The organism is Leptolyngbya boryana PCC 6306 (genome assembly GCF_000353285.1).
Taxonomy (GTDB): domain Bacteria; phylum Cyanobacteriota; class Cyanobacteriia; order Leptolyngbyales; family Leptolyngbyaceae; genus Leptolyngbya; species Leptolyngbya boryana.
On record NZ_KB731326.1, the window covers coordinates 63,760 to 87,465 of the forward strand.

Genomic DNA, 23,706 nt, shown 5'->3' on the forward strand with positions numbered 1-23,706 from the left:
TCGGAGTGTAGGGATCGAGAGTCGTCATTCAAGGATCGAGTGGACTTTTCACCCCTCGTCCTCCTTTGTTTAGGACAACTTTGCGATCGACGGCGAGATGTGTAAGGTAGGCACTTATTTCGGCGGCTCCCATTTCGCGAGGGGGACGACGATGATGAAACTCATAAAAATCTCGAATGTATCCAAGATAAGCCTTTTCAGTTTTATCGCTGAGGTGTTCAAGACGAGCGACAGCATGAATTTGATCGACTATCGGTTGGGCGTAACCAAGAGGTTAACGGTTGAGTGCGATCGCCAGATGTGCAAAGTTTTAGTGAAGCCCGTTAATTTTCCGGTCAACTATAAGTGAACTTTGTACTCTTCAATGAATAAACTGTTAGAGTGCCATAGCAATAGCCTTGTAAGCTTGTTAAGCTTTACAGTTGCTTACATTCTGAGGAAGGAGCTGAATGGATAATTTGAATCGGCTCATCGAGTATAAGCTCGATGATGGGCAGACGATTTTAGTTGAGGTAGTCGAACCAACACCAGGTGGTTTAGCGCCAGTGGGAAGAACTGCCGATACTATTGTGCAAGCTCAGAAGACGCTTTCAGAGGCTTTAGATAATGTTCGACCAGTTGCAGAGGCAATAATTGGGAAGTTATCCAACCTATCAACTCGTCCAGATGAAGTGTCTGTTGAATTCGGGGTTAAGCTGAGTGCAAAGGCAGGCGCAGTCCTGGCAGCAGCAAGTGCTGAATGTAATTATGTTGTTAAACTGACATGGAAACATGTCAAGTAGACAGAACTATCATCAAGACTTCCGTTCAGCAACTTATGAGTAAGGATATCGAGGCTTAATTATGGAAGAACAACTTATCAAGTCAGTTGTCTGTATTTGCAATGAGAATGGTACTCCAGAGGGCGTTGGTATTCTTGTAAGTAAGAGGCATATAGTAACTTGTGCCCATGTAATAACAAACATAGTTGGGCATAATTTTGAAGATCGAAATAGTGATATTGAATTAAATGCTATGGTCTTCATCTATGAAAAACCTTTTCCTATCAAGGTTCGAGTGGTAGAGATATTCCCCCAGGATAATATTGATTTCGCTGGACTTGAGATTTTGACTGAGATATTTGAGAGTATTCCTCCAGTTAAATTTATAAGTAATAATTCCTTGTCAGGGGATACATTTCGGGTCTACGGTTTCCCAGACTACTACAATAACGGAGTTTGGTCATATGGTGAGATTCGTGGTAAGCAAACTGATGGTTTAATTCAAGTAGAAAGTAACCCGAACAGCGCGTACTTTATAAAGAAAGGCTTTAGTGGTTCGCCTGTATGGAATGATGACCTTCAGGGATGGGTTGGAATCATAAATAAAGCTGATGCACTTCGTGGTGCAACTATGATTTCTGCATCTACTCTTCGCCAATGTTGGACTCAGGTTATTGAGTTAATTGCTACATCTGAGTCACAGTATCTTTCTCAGTTGGTTGAGGATCTACAATGCTTTGCAGGAATTGTTGCATATGAACCTCCTGCTATCACTATAAGGGTCAAAGCAGGTAAGCCGCAACCTCATATCAAGCATGGGATTAAATGGTCGAGTGAGTTTAGCGATGTAGAATCAAGCGCACGTATTGATGATGGTTATCTGATCACAGATACCAAAGTAGGAATTGAAGAAATTCTTCCTGTGCATTCACGATTCATTCTCTTAGGAGATTTGGGAAGCGGAAAAACTACTTCATTGCAACACATCACAATAAAGCTAGCACAAGCACGTTTGAAAAGTGGTAAGGGTACTATACCGCTTTTTGTGGATCTCTCTGATGAATGGATTAGACCACAGACAATCGACAATAAAAACACTAGTTACTTAGAAGGTTTCAGAAACCTTCTAGAAAAGAATTGGAATTTGGAAACCCCACTTGATGAAATGCTATCAAATGGAAAAGTGATAGTTTTTCTCGACGGGCTTAATGAGATGGGTGTAGATAAGCTCGAAAAGGTTAACGCAGTTAGAAGCTGGATTCAAGGGCAGCGTAGTCCAAGATATGTGGTTGTCGCTTGTCGAGACACAGCATACACCAGTGAACTAGATTTAGGATTACCAACAGCTTATATCGGTAAGCTTAAAATAGATGCTTGGGAACTAATCGCTACTAAGTTAATCCAGCATCTTATTGATGAGGGGCAGGGGTCTCAACTTGGGGTAAGTGATTTTGTAGAGGCAGTTCGTAATCAGCATGAACTGAAAAGTATTTTAGATAAACCCTACTTTATTGAGCGTTTAGTAAAAATCTATGTAAGTAGTGGACAAGTTCCTAATACAGAGGCTTTGATCTTAGATGACTTTGCGAATACTGTATGGAAGCGAGAGAGACAGCAACAGAATAAATTGCCGGAATTTTCTATCATGCAGGTAATGCTGGGGCATTTAGCTTTTTTATTGCTCTCACGTCAAAAAGTATCACTTGACTATAAGGAAATTGTGAAAGAAGCAGTTGGGCTTCTTGGTTGGTTATTTAAACGTGAAGAGTTGACGAACTTAAACCTTGTTATTAATGCAGCGGTACATGCCAGTTTGTTGAGACAAGAAGGTGCTTATTACAGATTTTCAGATGAATTTTTCAGAGACTATTTCGCTGCGACATACATGATGGTTAATCCTTCAAAAGCAATCCCTTCGCCAAAGGCTGATAGCAGCAATTTATCAGAGGTATGGCAACAGCCAGTAAAATATTTTCACCAGTTACTTCCTACGGAAGACACTAAATTAATCGAACTCCTCAAGAGAGTAATACCATGTAATCCCGTTATTGCTGTAGATTCAATTTTGAATTCAGAGTCACGATTGAGACATAACGATTTTGTTGTTGGTCAATTACTAAACTTACTGAAGACTAACTATCCATCTTCTCTTGAAAACTCACTATTATTAGCTTTCAAGAAAATTGGTTCACACTCACATTCTCAAATTATTCAAGCACTCGCCGATAAAAATGAGAACTTCCAACAGAAAACTTATCTTGCACGACTTGCTGGAGAGTTAAGGATTCGAGAAGCAACTCCAGTTCTTGTAGAAATTGTTCAACGTGAAGATTTTTACAGAGGCAAAATACGTTCATTGCAAGAAGAAAAAACTCGTCTTGAAAATAAGTCAGATAATCAGAAGTTGAAAGAAAATCTTAGAGTTGGACTAGGTGTTGCTGCATTAACAGCATTTAAGTTCGGTTTAGCTATTCTCTCAGGCAATCCAGCGACGCTAAATACTGCTGCAAGCTCGTTTAAGGAAGTTGGTCCTATGGCGTACCATCAACTTAACAATCAGAACCAGCAACCTATTCGTGAATTAGCGACAAAAATAGAAGCATTAAATAATGGACCTTTGAAACTTATAAATGCTGCCAAGTTAGCCTTAAATCTATTAGCAAAACCTGTTGAGAAGAACAAAGAGAAATCTGCACAGGAAAGCCGAACTCAATTCGATGCTGAGGGTGAAATTAGATTGAATTGGTATGAGATGCAAAATGGTACAGAGAGAAGAGTGGGCTTTAATAGTGAGACCTTTACTATTCGTATTCCTCCAGGTGGAGAGCCGGGTAGAGTAATCAGAGTTTTAGGAAAAGGGTCTGTTGATCCGCACAATCAACAACGTGGCAACCTTTACTTGGTGATTGTTGCGGACAGTAGCACTTCAGATCAGCAAATTGCTACAAATTAGGGAGTCACTCAGGAAATACTAGGGGTTGAAACAATTGGTGGTGTTATGACACCAATAATTTTACGGGATACTCCTCTACCTACTCAAAAGGTAGAAATTTTCAGCACGGCGGTAGATGGGCAAAGCAATATAGAAATACACGTATTAAGAGCCAATCAAAAATTTACTCACGAGAATATTAGCCTTGGTACATTTCGTCTTGGTGGGATTCGACCAGCACCAAAAGGGATTCCTCAGATTGAAGTAACGTTTACTGTCAACATAGATGGATTCCTATTTTTTCTGCTAGAGACCTAATCGCTGGCAACGAGTATGGCGCGACAACATGCAAAACAAGTCAATTTCGAGTCGTCTGAGCGATGCTGTTGCAGAACATAATATTGGCTGAAGTGCTTTTTCGACAAGAGTTACAGCGATTACGGTCTAAATGAAAATGTATTGATCAAAGATAGGGAACGTTCAGATCTAGACCTCGATCTGTTTCGATCTCTACACGGAGCGTAGCGCTTACGCCTTCGGTTCGCGGGTATACCTCCACGAACCGGGAAAAAGCATCTGCTTGCAGGCAGCAGTTTTGAGTTGCGCTTTCTCGCCGTCGATCGCATATCAAATGCAACGCCTTAAGGGAGTGCATCGTGATGGAAGCGCAACGCGAAGAACTGATTGACTTGATTAAGAACGCGGACAGCGCCTTGTCAGACGTATTCAAACCCACGATGCTTTCATGGCTTGAAGCTGGAGATCTATCTTTGTCAGCATTGTTAAAAAAGACTCAGCACGCGCTTAAACAGGCCCAGGAACTTGAAGAATTCCTGCAAGAAGTGGGCAAGAAAAATCCGCACGGGATCTACCCGACTTTGCAGGAATCATACCCTGATCATTTGACTGTGGATGGAACGGCTGCGGTGAATTAACCGCCTGACTTGATCAATTCTTCAGCATCAGATTTTGAGAGTAGTCCGATCGCGCTCAGCTCGTGAATGACGGCTTGACGCAGAAACGCCGCTTTATTGGGCATCGCATCCACGATCGCTTCAACGTTAATCGGCGCGACAGGCAGCTTGGTGCCCGTGATGCGATCGGAAAGCACGACCGTGGATTCCCGTTTAAATTGATGTTGTTTAAACCGTTCGGTCTGTGTAGGCTTTGGATTGCTCATTTTATTGGTCTTGTGTCTTTCTATGATTGTATTCCCTCGTTATCCTGTGAATCACATTGTAAAGCTTTGTTAAAACGCTGCTATTCCCGCGTTACCCTGCGATAGACTGATTTCATTCGAGAGCCATTCGTTTCAAGTTGTCGCTCTCGATCAGGACCCGCTACACCCTGTAATTTTTGGAGAATTGAAGATGTTGGAAATGATTGATTCCGCTCTAACCTACGCGGCAGTAGGCGTCTTGGTTCTAGGATTTTTGTATTTTGCGATTAGTTTTGTACTGTTTTGCAATCAGCAAGCTGATGCCCAATTGAAAGCGCGCGCAACGGCGAAAGTAAGCGCTACAGAACCAGCAAACGCAGATGTCGGTGTTTCAGATGAACCTGCGGCCGCAATCGACCATCCTCAAAGTTTGCCAAGTTCCGATCTCACAACTGACTCTCGTGACGTTGAGAACACGATCGCGGATAGCTCTGCTGAAACAAACACACAAGAACGCGATCGCACTGTTTCAGAGTTGCCATTGTCCACTGAAACTGATCATGTCAATAGTTTGTCTGAATCTGATTGTTCGTTAGATGGTGTTCGTCGCTATACGCTGCATGGGCGCACGGTTGTCAGAGTATCAGATGTTAAAAGTACCGTTCCCGACCATGTGAGACGCTACACGTTGCATAGCAAGAAGGTGGTTCGAGTTGAGGATTTGCAGGCTCAGTTGCTTTGATTTCTTGTGGCACTTTGGGAAAGGGGTTCGATGGAGGAGATCCTCGAACCTTCCTTTTCCTGAACAGTATCGAATGTCGCTTCGCATTCTTGATCATACTGGGCTGCAAAATACTGTGTCACTTCGTAATGCACGCTTAACGGCACATAATATTCTTTATGGGTAAACACAAAGACGCCCTGCCTTTCAGCTACGGTTTGCGACACAATCAAACCTTTCTTTTCTAGAGAATCAAGGGTCTTCTGTGCGTAGCCGCGTCCTGTGTCGCCGCAGTAGATGGAACCTAAAGCCTCTTTCTGTTTGTTGGAAAGACGCGATAAACCAGAACTGTCATTCATCGTGTGACCTTTCACCCAGCATCAATGGTTTGATGCAGCGGTTGGTATTTGAGAACCCTTTTCCCCATTGAGGTATAACTTTGGCAGCCTACTCATTCTCATCGGCTGAATCAACCTCGATCGGGCGATGACTTTCGAGTTCGATCTCCAACTGCTCCACGCTGGAAATGATTTCTTGAAGCTGGGGTGGGACAGCATCACCGCCGATCCGGTGTGTGGAGACGCTGATCGGCTGCGTCATGCCTTGAAGCGCGAGTTCAGCAACCATCCGTTTTTTGGACTTACACAAGATGATGCCAATGGTTTTCTGGTCGTCCGGGTGCTTCAGGATGGCATCGACAGCCGACACATAAAAATTCATTTTGCCGGAGAACTCAGGCTGAAACTCCACCATCTTCAGATCAATCACCACAAAGCAGCGAAGCTTAAAATTGTAGAAAAGCAGGTCAATCCTGAACTCCTGCCCCTCGACGACGATCGGGTACTGGCTGCCGACAAAGCTGAAGCCAGAGCCAAGTTCCAGCAGAAAGTCGCGGATGTGTCCAACCAGCCCTCGCTCAAGATCGCGCTCTTGTGCTGCCTTATTTAAAGAGAGAAAGTCAAAGTTGTATGGGTCCTTCACGAGAGCCTGCGCCAGGTCGGACTGTGGTTTCGGCAGGGTCTTCTCAAAGTTGGTGACAGCCCCACCTTGTCGCTGGTAAAGATTGCTTTCAATCTGCATTTCTAGAATGGCGCGACTCCACCCATTTTCGATAGTTTGACGGATGTACCACACGCGCTGTTCTGGGTCTTTCACCCGGTCCATCAAAACGCAGTTATGTTTCCACGGAATTTGTCCACCGAGCTGGTGGACAAATTCCTCATCGGGATAGGCTTCAGCGAAAGCCCGCATGTATAGCAGGTTTGTGCGGGAAAATCCCTTGATGTCAGGAAACTCCCGCTTCAAATCTTTGGCCAGCCGTTCAATCACCTTGCCGCCCCAGCCTGCCTCTGCCTGACGGGTAAGAATCTCACGGCCGATGTGCCAATACAGCAGCACAAGCTCTTTGTTCACCGCGATCGCCGCGCGGAGCTGCGCCGATCGAATGCGCGATTTCAGGGCGCTGAGAAATTCATCGTATTTTTGAATGTCGGGGAAGAGGCTGTCAGACACGGTGAATCGGGGTAAGGGGTGCTCGTTTCAGCATCGCAGATTTCATGAAAACGACAAGCTTTTGCTGTAATCGAACGAGCGAATTGCTGTTCCGCGCTACTGCAAAGCTCCATTATTTCGGGGTATCAACATCACCGCTGATGCCGCCTTTGGCTTTTTTGATGAAGTCGATGAACTGTTGGGTCGGAATGCCGAGACCGCTGGCCGCGATCGCTACGTTGGCGCTGGGAATGGTTTCACCTTCAATTAACCGGCGCATCGTCTCGGTCGTGATTTGCTCAACCGAGGTGCCCCGCTCTAGGTCAGCGATCGGGGTCGGAGAATTCAGGTCAAAGCCGTCCTGGCAGAGCAACTCAAAGAGCCGTTCAACGGGAATGTTGCGGGATTGGGCTTCGACCTCTAATCGCTGTTCGTTTTCCTCCCAGTAATGCTCCAGCCACAGATTAACGGCATCCCGCATCAGCGACGCGCCAGATTCGTTGAGTAGTTTAGAAAGCACAAGGAATTTCCAATGGTCGAGTCGGGGCAGGGCACCGGATTGAAACCGCTGGGGTCTGGTCGAGGGCAGGCGAACTTTTTTCCAATCAATTCCCATGCAAGTGTGAAATCAGCAATTTGCCTTATATTACTTGACTCGCAACGCTCGCTAAACAGGCGAAGATTACGCCTTGTCTTATTTGCGTTATAAGTAAAGCAATATTGCGTTATCGGCTTCGTCTCGTCGCTTGACCATGAATGCAGACACCCACGCCCTGATCTCACAGCAATACCAGACGATCGAAGCCCTGCGGACGCAGCCGATGGGGGGCATGGACTATTGCCAGAAATGGGTGCCGACATTTTACGGAGTTTATCCGGGAGAATCGGGTTTCAAGTCGAAGTGTCTGGCCGAGCTATCGAGGGTTACAGGCACCCAGCCGGACACAATCCGGGCGACGTGGGGAACAAACTTTGAGAAAACACCAAGCTATGCCGCTCTGCTGCTTCGCACGACGGATCTGTTGAACCAGGTGATCGTCGGCATCCGACTCCCCCCTAACTTTCCAAATTAACTGCATGATTTCATAGCAAAACGCTTGCCGTAATAAAATGCGGCATTTTTAATAGATGCATGGGGATTGCAGGCTGCAATATTGCAGACCGGGTAACGCAAGACTACTGAATCCCAGATGCGATGTCTCTGCATTCGAGATCAACTGAATCTGAACGCTCTCTGCACTGCCCCTGAAACCGGACTGAACCCATTCAGAACTCACTATGAAATGGAAGCCCAGATCATACAAACATCCCTGCATGATTTCATGCATTCGACCGAATTCGAGCCGACGCGCAGGCAGCTTGCCACGCTGGCGGAATGCTCGGTTCGGACGATCGACTATGACGTGGCGTTGTTGAAGCGCCTGGTTCCGAAAGAGTTTCGCTATATCGACGGACAGGAAATTTTCACCCACGAACAAAAACGCGCGGTTCTCGGTGTGAGGCGACTGTTCAAGAAGTACAACAATGCAGCCCAGGTTGAAGATTACATCGTTAGAAATGGAGTCCCCCTCGCATGACACGACAAGACGGCAGTGACTATCTCGGTATTCCTCTATTGCGGTTGAATGCTATTGCTGAAGCCCTCGGCGTTCCCTATGACGCAATGGAGCTGGACGAGACGCTGATCGAAGAGATTGGCGCGATCGCAATCTACATGAACGAGCATGGCGTGAGCAACCCGGCGACAGCGGTGCAGGCGGTGCATCTGAACCGCAACGCAGCGAGTATGCCAGAGACATTCGGCGCGCAGACGAACCATGAAGCCGACATGGAGACCGTGCATCAGGATGTGGCGAACCGCTTCGTGATGATTCAAGTCGCGACCAATATCGGATTAGGCATGGCGATTCAGAACGGCGGTGTGGACCCCAAGTATCTGACCCCGGAGCATCGGCAAGCTCTGGAAGATTCGCAGAACTTCACCCGCAGCATGGTCAACCAGCGCTTCAAGGGTGTCACCACTTTTTTGGGGCAGGTGGCGAAGGGAACGCGGCAATTGGAGATGCCCGTGGTGCCGACCTCCGCGAGGGTTATCTCGCAGGCATCCGATTCGGGCAGCTAGCGATCGCCATTCACGTTTCCGGTCAAGTTGAAGCGCGAACTGCCTATCTCAGAACAGGTCAGCATCTCTTCTACGGCGTTGTCCTGACCACGCTCGTGGCAGTGATCTTTATTCCACAGTTGGCATTTTCCGTTCCGGTCTACCTGACGGGAGCCGCGATCGGACTGATGACTCGATTCCTGTTCAACTCATCTCAGGGAGCAAAATAATGGCTCAGTACACAATCGACGTTCCGCTCCGACATCACGAGATTCTCGACGGGCTGGGGTTGCACGAACTCAGTGACACCGCGAAGTGTGACTTGATGAGTGCCCTCAGCCTGTTCGGCGGGCTTGAGGACGATGTTTCAGGACTGAACCCGCTCTCGAATGCCACCGATCTGTTGAGCGATATTGACTGTCTGGACCAGCAGGCGGTCGCCATTCTGAATGGGCTGAGCGCCTACGCTCTAACACCGCACGACGGACGAACAATGGCAGCGATCGTGGCATCCACCCTGCACGCGGTGCAGCCAAAGCCGTATGCGTGGAGGACGACCTGATGCACCCCCCGATTATTCAAGATGAACCCCGCTCCCCTCAGTCCGCACCCGCGCCCACCGCCGCGTCTACATCAGCGTCGCCGCGCGGCGCAGCACCACCCTCCTGGTTTCGCTGGGTGCTGGGCAATCTGATGCGTCTCGGATCGCTGAAGTTTCATCAGGTGTTCTGGATACTCGCGGCGGCAACGTTGGTCTTTCTGTTGATCCAGCTTGCCAACAGTCGCGGCAGTGCCAGCAATACCCGCATTACCACGCCCGCTGCACAGGACTTTAAAGACCTGCAAATGGCGCAGTCGATTCAGATTGTGCTCGGCAAGCCTCTCAAGAATGCGGCTGGTGAGCTGGTCACGGTATCCGACCCGCAAGTTCGGCTCCAAGCTGGCGTGCGCGTCAAGCGATGGCAGGACGAGGAACTGATCGCCAAGCAGTCAAATATCACGATTCTGGCCATGCTGAAGGGCATGACCAGCCCAAAGCATCCGTGCTATCAAAAATCCCGCCCGGACTGTTTGCAGATCGTGCGCCGGTTTAACGATCAAGACCGCGTGAAAGCGGCGGCTGCCGAAGACCTAAAAGGGTTGATGAAAGCAAGCCAGGTCGAGGAGAGCCTCGATTTGATTGCTCAAGGCGACCCGCCGCCGACCAAGTTTGACGATGATCTCTATACCCTCGCTGTCGCCACCGTTCGCACAGCCCGCAACGAGCTACAGCAGCGATCGTCTGGGGGACAGGCAAAAGCTCTGATTGATTCTGTTGTAAATGGAGGAGATGACAATGACCCTCGAAATGCCACTAACGCACCCCGCCGTCAGCGTTAGCAATAATCTGATCGAGGCTTTTTTCAGTGAGTTTGGCGCAGAATTTGAATCGTTCGTAAATTTAACGGCTCTGCTGGATTTTCGCTGCGTGCTGGCGTGTTATTCGGCGATGCACCTGGGGGGCGAACCAGACTATACCTATGTCGATGCCCTACGTGACGCGCCGCCTCCCGATATGGACATCAGCGTGCCAGTTATCGATGCCGCCGTGAAGTTTCTGTTTGACCACCACGCACCACCTGCGATCGCGGAGTATCTGATTGGTCGGATCACGCAGCTCATTATCCTGCGTCATTAGGGCGCACTACGACTGCCATGCAAACAATCATTCCAATGTGTGAACTGGAAGGGCAAATTGATCCGGTCGTCTGGAGCCAGACGCAGGCGATCGTCGAGCAGTTTCTTGAGACCTACGGGGAATGGCTCGAATCGTTTGAAACAGCTCACCTGTTCGATTTTCGCGCCGTTCTCGCAAACTATAGCAGTCTCGTGATCGGGGCTGGCCAGAGCGACTATTGTTTTTCCCGTGCGCTGGAAGACACGCCGCCTGCGGGCATGGTGATCGCCTCAGAGACGATTCGCAGTGCAGTGGAATTTCTGGATGATGCCCAGCCTCATCCCGCAGTTTGCGAATTCCTGATTGGTCGATCATCTCAAGTTTTGCTGTCCCGATTCTGAATAATCCACGCAATTGATTTGAGGACTCACTTGTGAACGCGATTTCTTTTACGAAAGATGCTTTACCCGGCTACTACGGCGACACACCCGCCGTTGCTGCAATCATCGCTTATTGCCACGACGATGATTTGTTCAAAACGCTGTCTGCATCGGAGAAATGGGGGTTCTTGACCTTTTTGACTTACTGGCAGTGGAACTGTGTCGATGCGGGTGCGGCCCGCACCAACACCGCCATCAGCGGTTCGTTTGAAGAATTTGGCTATGAGCTATCCCCCACGATCGCAGCATTGATACAAATCCTGAATGATCATCACGCCAACGAGGTTGATGCCCACATCTTGATCAACGCGCTAACCAACCAGATTCAGCAAAACATTTTCGCGGTTTGATTGTCCTTTTCGTGATCCGGTACAGCATCATGCCTCCTGTGCTTAAAAACCTATTGTCAATGCTGTGTCTGCTGGGCGCGTGCTGGTCAGGACTGAATGCGGCGCAGATTCAGTCTGTTCTGCCAGCGGACGCACCGACCGAGATCATGCAGGAAGGCACCATTCCGGTCGAGCAGCGCTCAAACACGCTGGGGTTCGGCTTGTCGGGGCTGCTGTTCGTGCTGGCGATCGCCATGCAGCTCGACACTGTTTTTCGCCGTGAGGAGCAGGGCAGTTTGCCACCCACATCAGTGCCAGCCGCACCGTTGACAGACGCGCCTGTGGCTTCATCGAACCTTGCCCAGACCCCACCTCCGCCGTCCTCACCACAGTCTGCACCTGACCCAAATTCTCAGCAGAATGGTGAGGTGCCAAGCTCGGTAGCGCCTGCTGTTCAAACACTCGTTGCGGTTGCCCCGATTATTCAGGATTCCCCTGTCTATACAGTTCCCGCAACTGCAACGAACGGGGGTGCAGCAACCCGCGAAGACATCTTGACCAAATTCGCGGCATCACCGTTGGGACTGGTGTTTACAGCGCCCCCAGGCACAGGAAAGACCTGCACCGAGCTTGCCTATCTCGCCAAGCTGTTCGAGCAGTCGCCAGACGCGATCGTGCGGGTGGTGTGCCGCAAAAAGGATGCTTTTTTGGGACTCGCAGCTATTCCCCGCTGTGTTGAACTGATTGACCCGCAGTTCGAGGTGTTTTTCGAGGCGATTAACTGGATTCACGGCATCCTGCATCAACGCCTGGGAATGCCCGTGCAGCAGCGCGGGTCGCTTGAGCCAGTGCGTCAGGTAATCGGTGACTACTACAGCACAGCAAACAGTTTAAGCCAGCAGAAAAAATACCGCGATCGCTGGGAAGAAACCAAAGCAAAGCTGGGCGACATCAATACGCTCGGTCGCGAGGTCAACGTAGGAGCGGTAATCGATACGCATAGCTTCAACACGGCGGCACTGGGCGTCTCCGATGGCAATATCCGGGACTGCCTCAATATCGCAGCGCTCGGCAAGATTACCCGCGATGACAATGGTCGCGAGGATGGCGGTTACGGATCGATCTTCAAGGCGATCAACAACAAGCTGGTCGTCGATGATGACACGCTGCGTCAGCAGCTCTTAAAGCGGGATTTACCACCGCTGCAAGAGCAGAGCCAGCAAACAGGTCAGCCCGTTCTGTTCACAACGATGGGCACCCCGCGCCTGATGCTGCTGCCGGATTTGCGCTGGGCAGAAACCTATCAGTTGCCGCGTGCAACCCTTCAACGTTTGGCCGCGAAGCTGGGAACGTCGTTACCGGAGGAACATGCAACCTGACCATCGCTACGGGGAACGCGCCCCACCTGCGGCTTTTGCCGTCAAAGACCGCTGACCGCTCGAATGAAACCAACTTTTTTGAGGACTGAACTCATGCCGACAAGACGAACTACGACCACGATGCCGCAGCCCGTCACTCTGCCGCAGCAGACAACCTACAGTGACGATATTTTGATGTATGACGCGCACGGGCACGCTGTACCCGTTGGGCAAGAAGCGATCGTTTACCGCAGCTATCGCGACGTGAATCCGCATACCAACCCGAACGCCGTGATCGACTGGGCATGGCAGGGGTCATCGATTCTGTTCCGCCGCCCGGTGCGAACCCTGTTCGGCGGCGCACTGATTCTGCTGGTGCTGGTGGCGGGGTGGAATATTTTCACCGGCACGCTGCTAGTTGCGATCGGCGCGGCTAAACCCGTGTCACTAGGGCAAATCCGCGACAAGACTTCTGTTTCGCAAGTGTCATACGCGATCGGATCATCGTTTGTTGCGCCGGTGGCGCGTGGAACAACCGCTACCTTTGTCCGCGTGGCAAGTGAAACCGCGCCTGAAGCCGTTCTGGTGGACGATCGCAAAGCGACTCCCCAGCAGGACGACCTGGATCGGGCACTGACCGAAGTGCGCTACACCCGCCAGCCAGCGCGCTAGGAGGCACCGTGAGAACAGGGAATCTGCTGATTTGCATCACCTGCCTGCTGACGCTGCTTTCAGAGTGGTCTGTATCAGGGCAACTCATGTTTGGATTCCCTTTTATTACAGAACCCCTCAGCCAGTTGGCCAAAGTACCGGGGTCAGCATCCAGGGTGCGCGATCGAACGTTTGCCGAGCTGGATAAATTCCGGCCAGCACTGCCCGCCGACCCGATGCTGACCACTGCCCCGCCCAAGCCTGCGCTCGATCAAGCCACGCTCGTGGAGTTGCGAGGAACTCATGCACATCCCCGGTTATCTCAAAAAGGCACTCGACGAAGCAAACCCTGAAGTTCGGGCACAACTGGCGATGCAGATTGCCCGATCGCAGGATCGCCGCGTGTTTTGGCTAAAAGTCTGGCTCCACACAGAGTCTGGTCTGACTTTGCTGCTAGTGCTGTTCACTCTGTCAGTACTGACAATCAGTTCAATCAATCAGCGCACGACTGCCTGGTTTCAGGGATTCAAGCTGTTTGGTGTTGCATTGTCAGGCATTCAGTCTGCGGCACGTCTCACCACCTTCAATCCAGAGGCGGGAAAGCCGCTGAAAGTGGGCGATACGGTCGCTGGCTTTGAAATTACCAGCGGGTTTGGCAAGCGCACGCACCCGGTCAGCGGGGAGGTGGCTTTTCACAACGGGGTCGATGCGGCCATGCCGGTGGGAACCGCGATCGTGGCTCCGTTTGACGGTGAGGTTCAACCGATCGCGAATGATTCTTGCGGCTGGGGTTTGCGCTACTTCAGCCCGACGATGCCAAACCATCGCTTCGGCATGTGTCATTTCTCCGAACAGGTCAAGGGGGGTTCGGTCAAGGCAGGAGCGACAATCGCCCGTAGCGGCGGCAGTCCTGGCAGTAAGGGAGCTGGCAGCTCAACCGGCCCACATTTGCATTTCGTGGTGTCCAATCGCGATGGAACCCCGGTTCCGCCGACACAGGAGGCATTATCGAAGTTTCTCACACCAGCCAAGACTGCATCTACCCAATCGCCAAGCGACGCGACTTCTAACGCTGAAAACACATCCGAAGCTTCAGCCACAGAGACCTTGAAGTACTTTGAGGAAATTGCACTTGGCGATGAGTTCAACACCTCAGCAAAAGTGGTCAAAAAATGGCGATCGTCGATTCGCTACGCGGTGACGGGAAGACCGACGCAAACCGACCGGGAAACGCTGCAAAAGGTACTCTCGGAACTGCACGAGCTGACCGGGCTGGAGTTTTTATACGGTTCTATTGGCAAGCATGTGATCACCATTCACTTTGTTCCTGTCGATCAGTTTAAGTCCGTTCTACCGGCGACGCCGGCCGGCAATCTTGGTTACTTTGAGTTCAACGACCAGAACAATGTAATCACCCGTGCCCGTATTCTCATTTCAACCACTGGGGTGAATCAGCAGGAGCGATCGCACCTGATTCGCGAAGAAGTGACGCAGGCGCTTGGGCTGGCGCGCGATTCGGATCGCTATAAAGACAGCATTTTCACACAGCAATGGACCAAGACCCAGCAGTACAGCCCGATCGATAAAGCGGTCATTCGGCTGCTTTACGACGAGCGGATCAAGCCGGGAATGACGATCGAGCAAGTAACGCAAGCCCTCAAGTCCACCAGAGTATAACGATGCCAAAGCCAGTAACCAAAACGCCGCTTGACCTTGACTGCATTGATTTCGGATCACTGGTCCGGGTTCACCCGATGCAGAAACAGCTTCAGTTCGGACAGATTTATCAGTTTGTTGGCGCAGTGGTCGAAGTGCGCGACAACATGACCCGGACACTTTGCCGATTCCTCTCGACCACATCCTCCGATTACTTTGTGCTGGAGTTGGGAGATGTTGCTGAGTGGATCAATGCAGGATGGCTGAGCGATGCTGACGCAGAGACCTTTCAGCACACTGTTCTATTAACCGCACAATAATTCAGCAATGTATCAGGTTGTTGTGATCGATCATTCGGGTGTTGTTCCCGATCGTCCCGTTTCCCTTCCTCTGAAGTTTCAGGATGCTCTCGATTTGGCAATTTTGCTGAATGCCGACAGTTTTCTTGATGGATATTGCCTGAAAGAAGAAAGCTATGTTGTTTCGATTGCAGGAGCGACGCACGGAGTTGTTTAAAGGCGTATTGTACAGCGATCGCGTCAAGCTTCATCCTGATGAGTTTGTGAGGGTTTGACAGCTTGATGAGGAGGGCGAAAAGCAAATGCGCGCTGCCATGATGCAGCGATACCCGAACTCAGGCGGGTTCTATGACTTCAAAGAATCGGTTTGGTAACAGCTTATGCGCTACAACCCCTATAACTTTAACAACGTTAAATTGATTGGCTTTGCAGCGGTTTGTGGATTGTCGCTTGTGGGGCTGGCCAATACCGGCACGGGCGTTGCGGTCCTAAAAACCGTTCAGCGCGTCCCGGCGACCTTGACCAGTTTACTCGCGTCTCCCACCGCAAAAGGCGCGATCGCGGTTTGTGCTGCCGAGGGCAACTGTACGCCCCAAGGCGAGCTGACCGCGTATGCTGACGGTCACGCTGACCCCGGTAATGGCAGATGGAACATGGGTCGATTCTCGTACCAGCATGGGGCGGCAACGCCTGCGGAAGCCGATCGCAAACAGTTGGCGCGACTGCGATCGCAAGGCAAAGTCATTTTGAATGAAGCAAAGAAGGAAAAGGTGCCCTTGAATGAGAAGGAGATCGTGAATGCGATTGACTTGGCAAACCAGGCACCGCTCGCCGCCCTGGAGCCAAACGGAGGGTTCATCGATCGATTGAAGCAGTGTCGGGGACAGGGGAAGACGGGATCAGACGCTGTACTCTGCGCGCGATCGCAGAGCTTTAGAAATCCCATTACAGGTGAACTCGAAGCGCCGGGGTTGGGCAATTCGCTTTCCCGCGTGGAGCGTGACCAGCAGCGGCGCATGGATGCCATTCGCGATGCGTTGGCTAGTGCGCCGTAAGATTCAGCTCTACAAGCCTACCCCATACCCCACAATACTCAGAATTCTTGACTGGCTACACAAAGCTTGCGTTGCGTCAAGGGTTTCATCAAAGTCTGCAAACCTGTTTCTGCCCTAGCGCGCCTCATGACCATTTTTTGAAAATGAGCGAATTGTAAGCAACAGGTAGAAAAATTGAACAGATCACAGGCAGTCTTGTCAGTCGCAGCAGAAACTCTGAAGCTAACTGAATGCACACATGAGCAGGCGATAGTCGGATTGGACGCTTTTTATTGTCCTGTTTGTCAGTGCTCTATTGAGAGGGTATTGAATCAAATCGAATTGAATTTGATTGAGCTAAATCTGATCGAATTTAAACAGATCGAATCAAGACAATACAAAGAACTACTGCAACGTCTTGAGTCCACGTCTTCCTCGCTAGTCGAGAACGATGACGATGATTACGACGACTTTTAGGGCATACCATAATCTCTGAAATTAATCCAGGGCATCGGATGAATCTTCATCATCAACAATGCCATTTTAGATATCGCGCTTATCTTTCTAAGATTTGATCGCAATGTAACTTCTCGCATTTTAAAGCGCTCCATGACGCTTGCGACCAAGATTCACTCATCAATTTCTTCAATCATGTGCAAACAACTTCTTAAAATACTCCGCCGTATGATCATTGGGTTTGATTCGACAGTACGCCCAGTGGCATCACTTCCCGTTTCTTTAAGGTTCGTCGAGCCACCTTGCTTGCTAGCTCGTGAGGAACAGATAACCGCCACGCTGAAGACCGTGTTGGGCAATGGGCAGATTGCCATCTGGGAAGGAGAGCCAGAAGAATTTGCCCGCATTGCTCAGGGTCTGGGACTGCAATCGCAATGGCAGGAAAACAGTTGGGGAGGCTGGGATTTCACGGCGCACAACGATCTTGGAGAAACTGCTCAGATTACGATCGTGCGACCAGATTTTGCAACCTGAAAGCGCATCCAAGCAAGTCTGATGCTTGATTAGCAGGAAACGACGCCATGAATGAATTTACCGAACGACAAATCGAACTGTTGGCGACCGTCATTGAGGGCTGTACGGATGAAACGCGACAGCATCACACCCGCGAAAAGCTTCAGTTTCTGAATCAGCTCACCACTTCTCATCTGATGGGGGAGGTATTTAACGATCGCTGCCGCTTCCTCGAATTGCTGATTCATGGATTAGTCCTACAGCAGGAAAGCGTTGTGGATGCTATCGAATGCTATACCCAGGAGGGCGATTCTGCGGCGTTCAAGCAAAAGCTTGAAGCGATCGCGCATCAGTTCGGAATTGTTTGATTGAATTGCTGATTGTCTGATACGGAGGACGCGCTGATGAGGATCGCGATGACACGCAACGCTTTGACCGTCGAACAGTTTCAAATCACCTTGGATGTTTTTAAGACTTGGCGCGAGGAGTGCGAGCAAGAGATTGAACAGTCGGTCGGTAGCGGCGAGCCGCCTGCGCTTTGGCGGCAGGATGTGATTAATGAGGCAATTCGTCAAGTGACGCAGCACGCGATCGAGATTACCAAGCCCGTGATGCCGGAGGGACTGACATTTGATGAAAAGCTTGATTTTATTGAACGTCATCAAAATCGTGTGCGGCGCTATGTGCTTGATGATGATGGTTTTACCGCAACGATCGCGACGCTGAGCCAAGCTCAGGAAGAGGTGCGGCATCGAGAATTCGAGGGCGAGTTTGAAGCCCTGCAAGTCAATTACGACAACTGCAAGGATGCTTCACTCGAAGCCTACACGGACGTTTTGCGGCTTTTGACGGGAGAGGAAGCCCAGCTCTGAAACTGGTTCCCCAAAAGGCCGCGTAACGCGGGACTATTACCGTGTTACACTGATCCTGTTCTCGTGGAGAATAGTACAAATCACCACACAGAACAGGAACTGCAAAGCACTGAACAATCGTAAGGAGGTGCAGGTAACTGAAATTAAACGGCAGAGACGCGCTTTCACTGGTACACAAGCATGATTGCTCTCAACATCATGCTCGGTAGAGCAAGGCGACTTCTCTGAAAAAACCCCATAAATGCAAATCCTCTCAAGTGTTGGAGCACCGGAGAGGGAAGTGACAAGCCCGGATGGGCTGCTACGTAACGTAATGCTTTCATTATCGTAGCAGACATCGCGGGAAATTTGACCTGCAAATTTCTAAAAATGACTACGAATATTCCAACCACCACGTTCGCCCCGATCACGGCGGCGTGGGATCGGCAGTTTGCCCGCCTGCTGCCCGACGGAGCACAGATTCTGTGGAAATGGCTGCGGCGCATGGCCAAGCCCGGTACTGAGATTGAGTTCGAGCTGGAGGATTTTACCGAGGAACACAAGTACTCGTCCAAATGGGCGCGGCATTCGCTGAATCTTCTAGTAAAGAATGGACTGGTGGAGATTTTGCGCCAGTACCGGGGATACGGATTCAAGGTTAAGGTGAACCAGCCTGATGCGATCGGGAACAAAAGTTCCATTTCCCGGAATACGGCTTCTGATCGCGGCGAGGAGTGTTCCGATAATGACCACTCAACTTCCCAAAAACCGACCGCAAACGGCGAGAATCCGTCAGACCTTAACAGAGAAGAAAACAGAGAATCATTTAAAAAAGAACAACAGAACACAGCGGTCCCACCGTCCCACCCTGTTCTGAATGGACAGGAAAATGTTTTTGAGGCGGATCGAAATCGGCAGAATCCAACGTATTCCAGACTGCTGAACGAAGCCGAGCGGATTGGGGTTCGGCTGAATTCGCAGCTAGAACAAGAGATGCTGGCTGCGCCAGCGATCGTGCTGGAAAACGCGATCGAAGCCCTCAAACAGCGGCTCCGCGCCGGGAAGACCAAAATCAAGAACAAGGAAGGATTCCTGCGAAAAGCGATTCGCGGCGGCTGGCGGCCGAATTTAGAGCAAGCGTCGGGAGAACCAGCATCGGTGAAACAAGATTCAAGACCGACGAGAGGTGCGATCGACAATCATCTACCCGCTCGGCCGCAACCGGATGGACCGATTGACCTGTCAGACATTCTGGTTGGAATTGATCTGGCGCTTGAGCATTTGAGGTTCGAGTCCAGGCTTGTCGCTGAAACGCTACGAAGTCGGTATGGTGTTCCCGATCAATCCCGGCTAGACACAGACCAGCTCATGGATTGGCACGTTTACCTGCAAACGTTTCTGCCAAAGCCTGCCTCCTAGCGATTTGCCTGCCGCCACTCCCACGGCGGTGTGAACGTGCTCGACCAGATACCAAGTCGGGCTTGTCTCGCTTGATTTTCCTGCGGAACGTACTGCTTGGAGTAGTGGCGGTAGGCCAGTGCCCATCCGTTGGCTACCAGCCAGCCGTTCAGGTCTTCGCGCCCGATCGTGCAGATGGCCACCAGACGCTGATGGCGATCGCGCTTTTTGCCGGAGCAGGTGACAGTTTGATTGCCAATCTTTTCTTGCAGGGCGAGCGTGGCCGCCTGTCCACAGCGCCATGCCTTGCCTTTAAGCGTGCAGGTCTGGCGACCTTCCGGCGCGTCAATGCCGTGCAGGCGTATCCTTTGATCGTGAATTTCCAGGGTATCGCCATCAATCACCGAGGCAGTGCCTTTGAGGTCGGCTGCCTGGGCGATCGGACATAGCAGCATGAAAAATGCGGCGGCAATGATCGGGTGTTTCATAGTGCTAACATTCCCTCTCTTGATCCATGACTATCCATCCATGTTTTGGAAAAAGGTTGGATCAGGCTGTGGCGATGGCTTGGAAGGACTGAAGCTTAAGCAGACGTTTCCCCTGTTTGACAAGATAACGCGGACTCCAATGCGTCAATAGTGCGCTGCGCCGCTCCTAGCGTCGCGCTATTGACCCATTGAAGCCTCCCGCGCTGGCGGATTGACAGGGGTAAACGTCGCAAGAAATTGTCACTCATGGCAAAGGTGTCAATGGTAGGGCTGAAGACAAAGCCGCGATCGTGACGATGTATCTTCTTTGCCAATTCACCATCACCCACACGGTTTTTTGACGGTTAAGAGTTGTGACAAAAACCGTGTAACACGGCTTTTCAGTCATTTTGCGCGGTAGAATTGAGTAGCAGTTCAGGTGTACCTCATGTTCGATAAGGTTCAAATTGTGGAAACGCGCGTTCCTGTCACAGTTGAAACTTTGGAGCAGGTGATCGCGGCGCTTGGTATGTACAAATACTCCATCGGATTCTTGCAGGAGGCATGAACCGTGAACGAACCTCACGAGTTCAGCAGGCTTGAACCGCACCGCGATCACGCTCAGCATTTCGAGATTGCGCTGGGGGACATAGTGATTCAGATCGCTGTGACGCTGTACGACGACCATTATGCCCGAATAGAGTTCAACGGTCTGCCGCTTTACGAAGACGGGTTTCGGGTCGATTTGGTGCCTGACAGCCACCTTGAGCAAGGATTAGCAGGCATTGACCAGGAATACCTTGCCTGGGCGGTTGAGCAGATCTTAGTCGAGCGGTGCCTGGAACTCGATCGCTGGATCAAGCGGGTGCAGCCTGCGATCGTGCAGGCGTTGGCAACGTTGCCGCCCGACGCGCAGCGACAGGCAATTTTGGTTCTAGGGAATGCTCCCGCGAATCGATCGCACAGCAAGGTTAAAGCCATTCTGAACGCGGCGGCGCTGGTTGAGCCGGAGTATCTGGTGTACTGCGCGATCGCCGACGCGGTGAAGCAGTTGCCACAGCCCAAGACGCGACTGACCGCTTCAAGTCTTCCGCCCGCAGCACACGCCGCCGAGCAGCTTTCATTGTTTGACTGATTTTCTACCAAGCATTCGTCAGTCATAGTTCTAGAGATTACAGTCTCAATATTTCTCTAGAACTGTGAGCTAAATCCGTCTCACGTCTACATTTTTTTGCCCTCTGGGGGACGTTCTCATGCTTCCAGACTTTCAATTCTACGACACCATCATCGTGACCGGATCAGGCGGAAAAGACTCGCTGGCGTGCCTTCTCTACCTGTTTGAACTGGGAATCTCGAAAGAGAAAATCGAAATCTGGCACCACCTCATCGATGGGCGCGAAGGGTCTTGCTTGATGGACTGGCGCTGCACCGAAGCGTACACCAGAGCGATCGCCGAGGCGTTTGATGTCCCGATTTATTACTCGTGGTTGGAGGGCGGTTTCGAGCGGGAGATGCTGCGAGAGAACACCACTAAGGCACCCACCTGGTTTGAGACACCAGACGGATTGTGCAGAGCAGGCGGCACATCGCCGAAACTGGGGACGCGCCTGAAGTTTCCGCAGCAGGGTGCCTCGCTGACGGTGCGCTGGTGTTCGGCGTATCTGAAGATTGACGTGTGCGCGATCGCCATTAACAATCAATCCCGCTTCAGCGGCAGGCGTACCCTGGTGATCAGTGGAGAACGGGCAGAAGAATCTGCCAACCGCGCCAGCTATGCCGAGTTTGAACCAGACCGCACCCACGCGAACACCCGCCACGTCGATCGCTGGCGACCTGTGTTGCACTGGCGCACCGAGCAAGTCTGGAACCTGATTCGTCGCTACCGGGTCAGTCCGCATCCTGCCTACCGTTTAGGGTTTGGGCGCGTGTCTTGCCAGTTCTGCATCTTCGGCAGTGATCACCAGTGGGCAACGCTCTGGCTCATCGACCCGGAGCGCGTCGAGCGACTGATTGCCTACGAAGAGCAGTTCGGATTGACCATTCACCGATCGATGAGCATTCGAGAACGGATTCAGCGCGGCACGCCTTATCCACTCCTGAACCTGCTGGACATTGCCGCTGCGCTCGATGATCGCTTTATTGAACCCGCGATCGTGCCCAAAGGTAAGTGGCGACTGCCTGCGGGGGCAAATGGAGAGACCTGCGGCTCTCCGTAGCAATATTCCAGATGCGAGAACGGATTGACCGCTCTGGTTCCCTTGGCTAGGGTGCTGAGTCTGGATGCAGAAAACGATTTATTTCTCAGGCGTGAACAGTGCTAGAAATGCAAAGTTGATTGCCCGCAGCGGTGGGTCAATTATGTTCTCGCCGCCGACTAAACTGAACGAACCGAGCGTGTGGGCTTGCGTTGCACAGTCGGTTAACCGAAATGTTCTCGATAGCGGTGCTTATTACGGTTTTTCTGACGTTGCGGCTTATGCTGCCATTCTCGATCGCGTTCATTCTCACTTCCGATGGGCGGCGAATCTGGATGTGATTGGCAACCAGCACCAGAGCAATCAGCATTACGAACAACTGCACCAGCGTCTACCCGGTGCCGTTGCCGATAAGATTCTCTGGGTGCTGCAAACCGATGGCGACCCGGCGATGATTTCGGACTACGGTAGAAATCGACTGGTGGGCATTGGCGGACTGGTGCCGCTGCGTCGCCACCCCGAACAACTGATGCGCTATCTCGATCGCATCGCGTCCTATCTGGTCGCTGCTGGCAGCACCGCACACCTGTTCGGCATGACTAACCCGAAGATTCTGAAATGGGCAGCCTTTCAGGAGTGGTTTGAATCGGTCGATTCGCGCCGCTGGATGTACGGGCTGACGGCAAAGGAACTCCTGACTGTAAATGGCGATGCCTTTGACGCTGAACAGCGGGGGTTTCTGTTTACGCCGGAAGAACGAGTAAGCCACAATATCCGCGTTCTCAAAGCGATCGTCGAGACACCTGAACACAGCCTGCAACTGGAGCTTCCTTCCATTGCCGTCTCACCCGATTTGCTGAAGGTTGCGATCGGGGCACCGCCCGAACTTGAGGAGATACCGACTTCAATGACAAACTCGACAATTTGCTACACCGAGTACCGGAATCGGGTGAAGCCAAAAGAACACGGCGAAAATCATGTGGGACACGTTTGCACCGCCCTGACAGCGGAACAGATTGAGCAATACCAGCCGACTGAAGGCAGATTCGGTGTATATGCGCTCGCGTGCGACCTTCCGACTGAAGAAAAACCCAACGCTTGGTCGCATGATCAAATCGCTGATTTCACAGAATTGACGCTAGAAGAGCAGTATTACGCCTTTGGTCAAATCGGCTGCTGGCGGTAACGAGCGTGACGGCTTTAGAACCGGAAACACAATCGCTGAACTGAAGTTCGA

Annotated in this window: 34 protein-coding genes; 26 read left to right on the top strand and 8 right to left on the bottom strand. The window is 51.0% G+C overall.

Annotation, left to right across the window (positions count from 1 at the left end):
* Positions 1-28: 28 nt before the first annotated feature.
* The gene (locus LEPBO_RS45520) at positions 29-253 is read right to left on the bottom strand and encodes a site-specific integrase (RefSeq protein WP_081614833.1); all 225 of its coding nucleotides are present in this window, start codon (positions 251-253) and stop codon (positions 29-31) included.
* A gap of 196 nt (positions 254-449) precedes the next feature.
* On the opposite strand from LEPBO_RS45520, the gene LEPBO_RS0133455 reads away from it, so the two are divergent.
* From LEPBO_RS0133455 to LEPBO_RS0133470, 4 genes are all read left to right on the top strand, one after another.
* Positions 450-782 (top strand): CU044_2847 family protein, encoded by a 333-nt coding sequence (locus LEPBO_RS0133455; RefSeq protein WP_017291957.1) that lies wholly within the window; start codon positions 450-452, stop codon positions 780-782.
* Between the two features lie 61 nt (positions 783-843).
* Positions 844-3,714 (top strand): serine protease, encoded by a 2,871-nt coding sequence (locus tag LEPBO_RS0133460; RefSeq protein ID WP_017291958.1) that lies wholly within the window; start codon positions 844-846, stop codon positions 3,712-3,714.
* A 15-nt stretch (positions 3,715-3,729) separates the two neighbouring features.
* Entirely contained in the window at positions 3,730-4,011 is a 282-nt protein-coding gene (locus tag LEPBO_RS0133465; RefSeq protein WP_457920332.1) for an Hsp70 family protein, read from the top strand.
* Positions 4,012-4,352: 341 nt separating this feature from the next.
* Entirely contained in the window at positions 4,353-4,628 is a 276-nt protein-coding gene (locus LEPBO_RS0133470) for a hypothetical protein (RefSeq protein ID WP_017291960.1), read from the top strand.
* Here LEPBO_RS0133470 and LEPBO_RS0133475 read toward each other — a convergent pair.
* Positions 4,625-4,873 (bottom strand): hypothetical protein, encoded by a 249-nt coding sequence (locus LEPBO_RS0133475; RefSeq protein ID WP_017291961.1) that lies wholly within the window; start codon positions 4,871-4,873, stop codon positions 4,625-4,627. The two genes, LEPBO_RS0133470 and LEPBO_RS0133475, sit on opposite strands and share 4 nt — an antisense overlap.
* A 190-nt stretch (positions 4,874-5,063) precedes the next feature.
* Between LEPBO_RS0133475 and LEPBO_RS0133480 the strand changes: the two genes are divergently transcribed.
* Positions 5,064-5,594 (top strand): OadG family protein, encoded by a 531-nt coding sequence (locus tag LEPBO_RS0133480; protein ID WP_017291962.1) that lies wholly within the window; start codon positions 5,064-5,066, stop codon positions 5,592-5,594.
* Here LEPBO_RS0133480 and LEPBO_RS0133485 read toward each other — a convergent pair.
* The 3 genes from LEPBO_RS0133485 to LEPBO_RS0133495 form a co-directional block, all read right to left on the bottom strand.
* Positions 5,582-5,932, bottom strand: coding sequence for a hypothetical protein (locus tag LEPBO_RS0133485; protein ID WP_017291963.1), 351 nt, complete (start codon positions 5,930-5,932; stop codon positions 5,582-5,584). The genes LEPBO_RS0133480 and LEPBO_RS0133485 overlap by 13 nt on opposite strands.
* 88 nt (positions 5,933-6,020) lie before the next feature.
* Complete coding sequence (locus tag LEPBO_RS0133490; RefSeq protein ID WP_017291964.1) at positions 6,021-7,085, bottom strand: PDDEXK nuclease domain-containing protein; 1,065 nt, start codon at positions 7,083-7,085, stop codon at positions 6,021-6,023.
* Positions 7,086-7,197: 112 nt separating this feature from the next.
* Entirely contained in the window at positions 7,198-7,680 is a 483-nt protein-coding gene (locus LEPBO_RS0133495; protein ID WP_017291965.1) for a hypothetical protein, read from the bottom strand.
* 136 nt (positions 7,681-7,816) lie between these two features.
* Between LEPBO_RS0133495 and LEPBO_RS0133500 the strand changes: the two genes are divergently transcribed.
* The 10 genes from LEPBO_RS0133500 (at position 7,817) to LEPBO_RS0133550 (ending at position 13,621) form a co-directional block, all read left to right on the top strand.
* Complete coding sequence (locus tag LEPBO_RS0133500; protein WP_017291966.1) at positions 7,817-8,137, top strand: hypothetical protein; 321 nt, start codon at positions 7,817-7,819, stop codon at positions 8,135-8,137.
* Positions 8,138-8,386: 249 nt separating this feature from the next.
* Entirely contained in the window at positions 8,387-8,641 is a 255-nt protein-coding gene (locus tag LEPBO_RS0133505; protein WP_144056456.1) for a hypothetical protein, read from the top strand.
* Positions 8,638-9,186, top strand: coding sequence for a hypothetical protein (locus LEPBO_RS0133510; RefSeq protein WP_017291968.1), 549 nt, complete (start codon positions 8,638-8,640; stop codon positions 9,184-9,186). The genes LEPBO_RS0133505 and LEPBO_RS0133510 overlap by 4 nt, the downstream gene beginning before the upstream one ends.
* 208 nt (positions 9,187-9,394) lie before the next feature.
* Positions 9,395-9,727: a hypothetical protein gene (locus LEPBO_RS0133520; RefSeq protein ID WP_017291969.1), complete on the top strand. Its 333-nt coding sequence runs from the start codon at positions 9,395-9,397 to the stop codon at positions 9,725-9,727.
* Entirely contained in the window at positions 9,727-10,545 is an 819-nt protein-coding gene (locus LEPBO_RS0133525; RefSeq protein WP_017291970.1) for a hypothetical protein, read from the top strand. Before LEPBO_RS0133520 ends, LEPBO_RS0133525 begins: the two co-directional genes overlap by 1 nt.
* The gene (locus LEPBO_RS0133530; RefSeq protein ID WP_144056457.1) at positions 10,502-10,843 is read left to right on the top strand and encodes a hypothetical protein; all 342 of its coding nucleotides are present in this window, start codon (positions 10,502-10,504) and stop codon (positions 10,841-10,843) included. Before LEPBO_RS0133525 ends, LEPBO_RS0133530 begins: the two co-directional genes overlap by 44 nt.
* A 17-nt stretch (positions 10,844-10,860) precedes the next feature.
* A complete protein-coding gene (locus LEPBO_RS0133535) occupies positions 10,861-11,223 on the top strand; it encodes a hypothetical protein (protein ID WP_144056458.1) in 363 nt (120 codons plus the stop codon).
* 32 nt (positions 11,224-11,255) lie between these two features.
* Positions 11,256-11,612, top strand: a complete 357-nt coding sequence (locus LEPBO_RS0133540) for a hypothetical protein (RefSeq protein ID WP_017291973.1) — start codon at positions 11,256-11,258, stop codon at positions 11,610-11,612.
* A 29-nt stretch (positions 11,613-11,641) separates the two neighbouring features.
* Positions 11,642-12,970: a hypothetical protein gene (locus tag LEPBO_RS0133545; RefSeq protein ID WP_144056459.1), complete on the top strand. Its 1,329-nt coding sequence runs from the start codon at positions 11,642-11,644 to the stop codon at positions 12,968-12,970.
* Positions 12,971-13,063: 93 nt separating this feature from the next.
* Positions 13,064-13,621: a hypothetical protein gene (locus tag LEPBO_RS0133550; RefSeq protein ID WP_017291975.1), complete on the top strand. Its 558-nt coding sequence runs from the start codon at positions 13,064-13,066 to the stop codon at positions 13,619-13,621.
* Positions 13,622-13,738: 117 nt separating this feature from the next.
* Here LEPBO_RS0133550 and LEPBO_RS43165 read toward each other — a convergent pair whose 3' ends face one another.
* Entirely contained in the window at positions 13,739-13,909 is a 171-nt protein-coding gene (locus tag LEPBO_RS43165) for a hypothetical protein (RefSeq protein WP_017291976.1), read from the bottom strand.
* Between LEPBO_RS43165 and LEPBO_RS40625 the strand changes: the two genes are divergently transcribed.
* The 8 genes from LEPBO_RS40625 (at position 13,904) to LEPBO_RS0133605 (ending at position 19,828) form a co-directional block, all read left to right on the top strand.
* Entirely contained in the window at positions 13,904-15,277 is a 1,374-nt protein-coding gene (locus tag LEPBO_RS40625) for a DUF2927 domain-containing protein (protein WP_017291977.1), read from the top strand. The genes LEPBO_RS43165 and LEPBO_RS40625 overlap by 6 nt on opposite strands.
* Before the next feature lie 2 nt (positions 15,278-15,279).
* Entirely contained in the window at positions 15,280-15,576 is a 297-nt protein-coding gene (locus tag LEPBO_RS0133565; protein ID WP_017291978.1) for a hypothetical protein, read from the top strand.
* A 7-nt stretch (positions 15,577-15,583) separates the two neighbouring features.
* Positions 15,584-15,772, top strand: coding sequence for a hypothetical protein (locus LEPBO_RS0133570; protein WP_017291979.1), 189 nt, complete (start codon positions 15,584-15,586; stop codon positions 15,770-15,772).
* 163 nt (positions 15,773-15,935) lie between these two features.
* Entirely contained in the window at positions 15,936-16,610 is a 675-nt protein-coding gene (locus LEPBO_RS0133575) for a hypothetical protein (protein WP_017291980.1), read from the top strand.
* A gap of 630 nt (positions 16,611-17,240) precedes the next feature.
* A complete protein-coding gene (locus LEPBO_RS0133590) occupies positions 17,241-17,579 on the top strand; it encodes a hypothetical protein (RefSeq protein ID WP_144056460.1) in 339 nt (112 codons plus the stop codon).
* A gap of 47 nt (positions 17,580-17,626) precedes the next feature.
* Entirely contained in the window at positions 17,627-17,926 is a 300-nt protein-coding gene (locus tag LEPBO_RS0133595; RefSeq protein ID WP_017291984.1) for a hypothetical protein, read from the top strand.
* Positions 17,927-17,974: 48 nt separating this feature from the next.
* A complete protein-coding gene (locus tag LEPBO_RS0133600) occupies positions 17,975-18,430 on the top strand; it encodes a hypothetical protein (protein ID WP_026149113.1) in 456 nt (151 codons plus the stop codon).
* A gap of 369 nt (positions 18,431-18,799) precedes the next feature.
* Complete coding sequence (locus LEPBO_RS0133605) at positions 18,800-19,828, top strand: hypothetical protein (RefSeq protein ID WP_017291986.1); 1,029 nt, start codon at positions 18,800-18,802, stop codon at positions 19,826-19,828.
* Here the strand turns inward: LEPBO_RS0133605 and LEPBO_RS0133610 are convergent.
* On the bottom strand, positions 19,825-20,295 hold the full coding sequence (locus LEPBO_RS0133610) for a thermonuclease family protein (RefSeq protein WP_190711072.1): 471 nt from the start codon (positions 20,293-20,295) through the stop codon (positions 19,825-19,827). The two genes, LEPBO_RS0133605 and LEPBO_RS0133610, sit on opposite strands and share 4 nt — an antisense overlap.
* A 244-nt stretch (positions 20,296-20,539) precedes the next feature.
* A complete protein-coding gene (locus LEPBO_RS43545) occupies positions 20,540-21,037 on the bottom strand; it encodes a hypothetical protein (protein ID WP_192820022.1) in 498 nt (165 codons plus the stop codon).
* Between LEPBO_RS43545 and LEPBO_RS0133620 the strand changes: the two genes are divergently transcribed.
* From LEPBO_RS0133620 to LEPBO_RS0133630, 3 genes are all read left to right on the top strand, one after another.
* Positions 21,023-21,409, top strand: a complete 387-nt coding sequence (locus LEPBO_RS0133620; RefSeq protein ID WP_144056461.1) for a hypothetical protein — start codon at positions 21,023-21,025, stop codon at positions 21,407-21,409. The genes LEPBO_RS43545 and LEPBO_RS0133620 overlap by 15 nt on opposite strands.
* A 376-nt stretch (positions 21,410-21,785) precedes the next feature.
* Positions 21,786-22,490 (top strand): phosphoadenosine phosphosulfate reductase domain-containing protein, encoded by a 705-nt coding sequence (locus tag LEPBO_RS0133625; protein WP_192820023.1) that lies wholly within the window; start codon positions 21,786-21,788, stop codon positions 22,488-22,490.
* 64 nt (positions 22,491-22,554) lie between these two features.
* Entirely contained in the window at positions 22,555-23,655 is a 1,101-nt protein-coding gene (locus tag LEPBO_RS0133630) for a hypothetical protein (protein ID WP_017291992.1), read from the top strand.
* Positions 23,656-23,706: the final 51 nt, after the last annotated feature.

Excerpts from the sequence above, each read along its gene's own strand:
- LEPBO_RS0133500 (WP_017291966.1), top strand. The coding sequence starts at position 7,817 with ATGAATGCAGACACCCACGCCCTGATCTCACAGCAATACCAGACGATC.
- LEPBO_RS0133545 (WP_144056459.1), top strand. The coding sequence starts at position 11,642 with ATGCCTCCTGTGCTTAAAAACCTATTGTCAATGCTGTGTCTGCTGGGC.
- LEPBO_RS0133460 (WP_017291958.1), top strand. The coding sequence starts at position 844 with ATGGAAGAACAACTTATCAAGTCAGTTGTCTGTATTTGCAATGAGAAT.
- LEPBO_RS0133570 (WP_017291979.1), top strand. The coding sequence starts at position 15,584 with ATGTATCAGGTTGTTGTGATCGATCATTCGGGTGTTGTTCCCGATCGT.
- LEPBO_RS0133630 (WP_017291992.1), top strand. The coding sequence starts at position 22,555 with ATGCAGAAAACGATTTATTTCTCAGGCGTGAACAGTGCTAGAAATGCA.
- LEPBO_RS0133530 (WP_144056457.1), top strand. The coding sequence starts at position 10,502 with ATGACCCTCGAAATGCCACTAACGCACCCCGCCGTCAGCGTTAGCAAT.
- LEPBO_RS0133535 (WP_144056458.1), top strand. The coding sequence starts at position 10,861 with ATGCAAACAATCATTCCAATGTGTGAACTGGAAGGGCAAATTGATCCG.
- LEPBO_RS0133550 (WP_017291975.1), top strand. The coding sequence starts at position 13,064 with ATGCCGACAAGACGAACTACGACCACGATGCCGCAGCCCGTCACTCTG.
- LEPBO_RS0133595 (WP_017291984.1), top strand. The coding sequence starts at position 17,627 with ATGAATGAATTTACCGAACGACAAATCGAACTGTTGGCGACCGTCATT.
- LEPBO_RS0133505 (WP_144056456.1), top strand. The coding sequence starts at position 8,387 with ATGCATTCGACCGAATTCGAGCCGACGCGCAGGCAGCTTGCCACGCTG.
- LEPBO_RS0133605 (WP_017291986.1), top strand. The coding sequence starts at position 18,800 with ATGACTACGAATATTCCAACCACCACGTTCGCCCCGATCACGGCGGCG.
- LEPBO_RS0133495 (WP_017291965.1), bottom strand. The coding sequence starts at position 7,680 with ATGGGAATTGATTGGAAAAAAGTTCGCCTGCCCTCGACCAGACCCCAG.
- LEPBO_RS0133485 (WP_017291963.1), bottom strand. The coding sequence starts at position 5,932 with ATGAATGACAGTTCTGGTTTATCGCGTCTTTCCAACAAACAGAAAGAG.
- LEPBO_RS0133520 (WP_017291969.1), top strand. The coding sequence starts at position 9,395 with ATGGCTCAGTACACAATCGACGTTCCGCTCCGACATCACGAGATTCTC.
- LEPBO_RS0133475 (WP_017291961.1), bottom strand. The coding sequence starts at position 4,873 with ATGAGCAATCCAAAGCCTACACAGACCGAACGGTTTAAACAACATCAA.
- LEPBO_RS0133625 (WP_192820023.1), top strand. The coding sequence starts at position 21,786 with ATGCTGCGAGAGAACACCACTAAGGCACCCACCTGGTTTGAGACACCA.
- LEPBO_RS0133480 (WP_017291962.1), top strand. The coding sequence starts at position 5,064 with ATGTTGGAAATGATTGATTCCGCTCTAACCTACGCGGCAGTAGGCGTC.
- LEPBO_RS0133525 (WP_017291970.1), top strand. The coding sequence starts at position 9,727 with ATGCACCCCCCGATTATTCAAGATGAACCCCGCTCCCCTCAGTCCGCA.
- LEPBO_RS0133510 (WP_017291968.1), top strand. The coding sequence starts at position 8,638 with ATGACACGACAAGACGGCAGTGACTATCTCGGTATTCCTCTATTGCGG.
- LEPBO_RS0133600 (WP_026149113.1), top strand. The coding sequence starts at position 17,975 with ATGACACGCAACGCTTTGACCGTCGAACAGTTTCAAATCACCTTGGAT.
- LEPBO_RS0133590 (WP_144056460.1), top strand. The coding sequence starts at position 17,241 with ATGTGCAAACAACTTCTTAAAATACTCCGCCGTATGATCATTGGGTTT.
- LEPBO_RS0133470 (WP_017291960.1), top strand. The coding sequence starts at position 4,353 with ATGGAAGCGCAACGCGAAGAACTGATTGACTTGATTAAGAACGCGGAC.
- LEPBO_RS0133565 (WP_017291978.1), top strand. The coding sequence starts at position 15,280 with ATGCCAAAGCCAGTAACCAAAACGCCGCTTGACCTTGACTGCATTGAT.
- LEPBO_RS40625 (WP_017291977.1), top strand. The coding sequence starts at position 13,904 with ATGCACATCCCCGGTTATCTCAAAAAGGCACTCGACGAAGCAAACCCT.
- LEPBO_RS0133610 (WP_190711072.1), bottom strand. The coding sequence starts at position 20,295 with ATGAAACACCCGATCATTGCCGCCGCATTTTTCATGCTGCTATGTCCG.
- LEPBO_RS0133455 (WP_017291957.1), top strand. The coding sequence starts at position 450 with ATGGATAATTTGAATCGGCTCATCGAGTATAAGCTCGATGATGGGCAG.
- LEPBO_RS0133575 (WP_017291980.1), top strand. The coding sequence starts at position 15,936 with ATGCGCTACAACCCCTATAACTTTAACAACGTTAAATTGATTGGCTTT.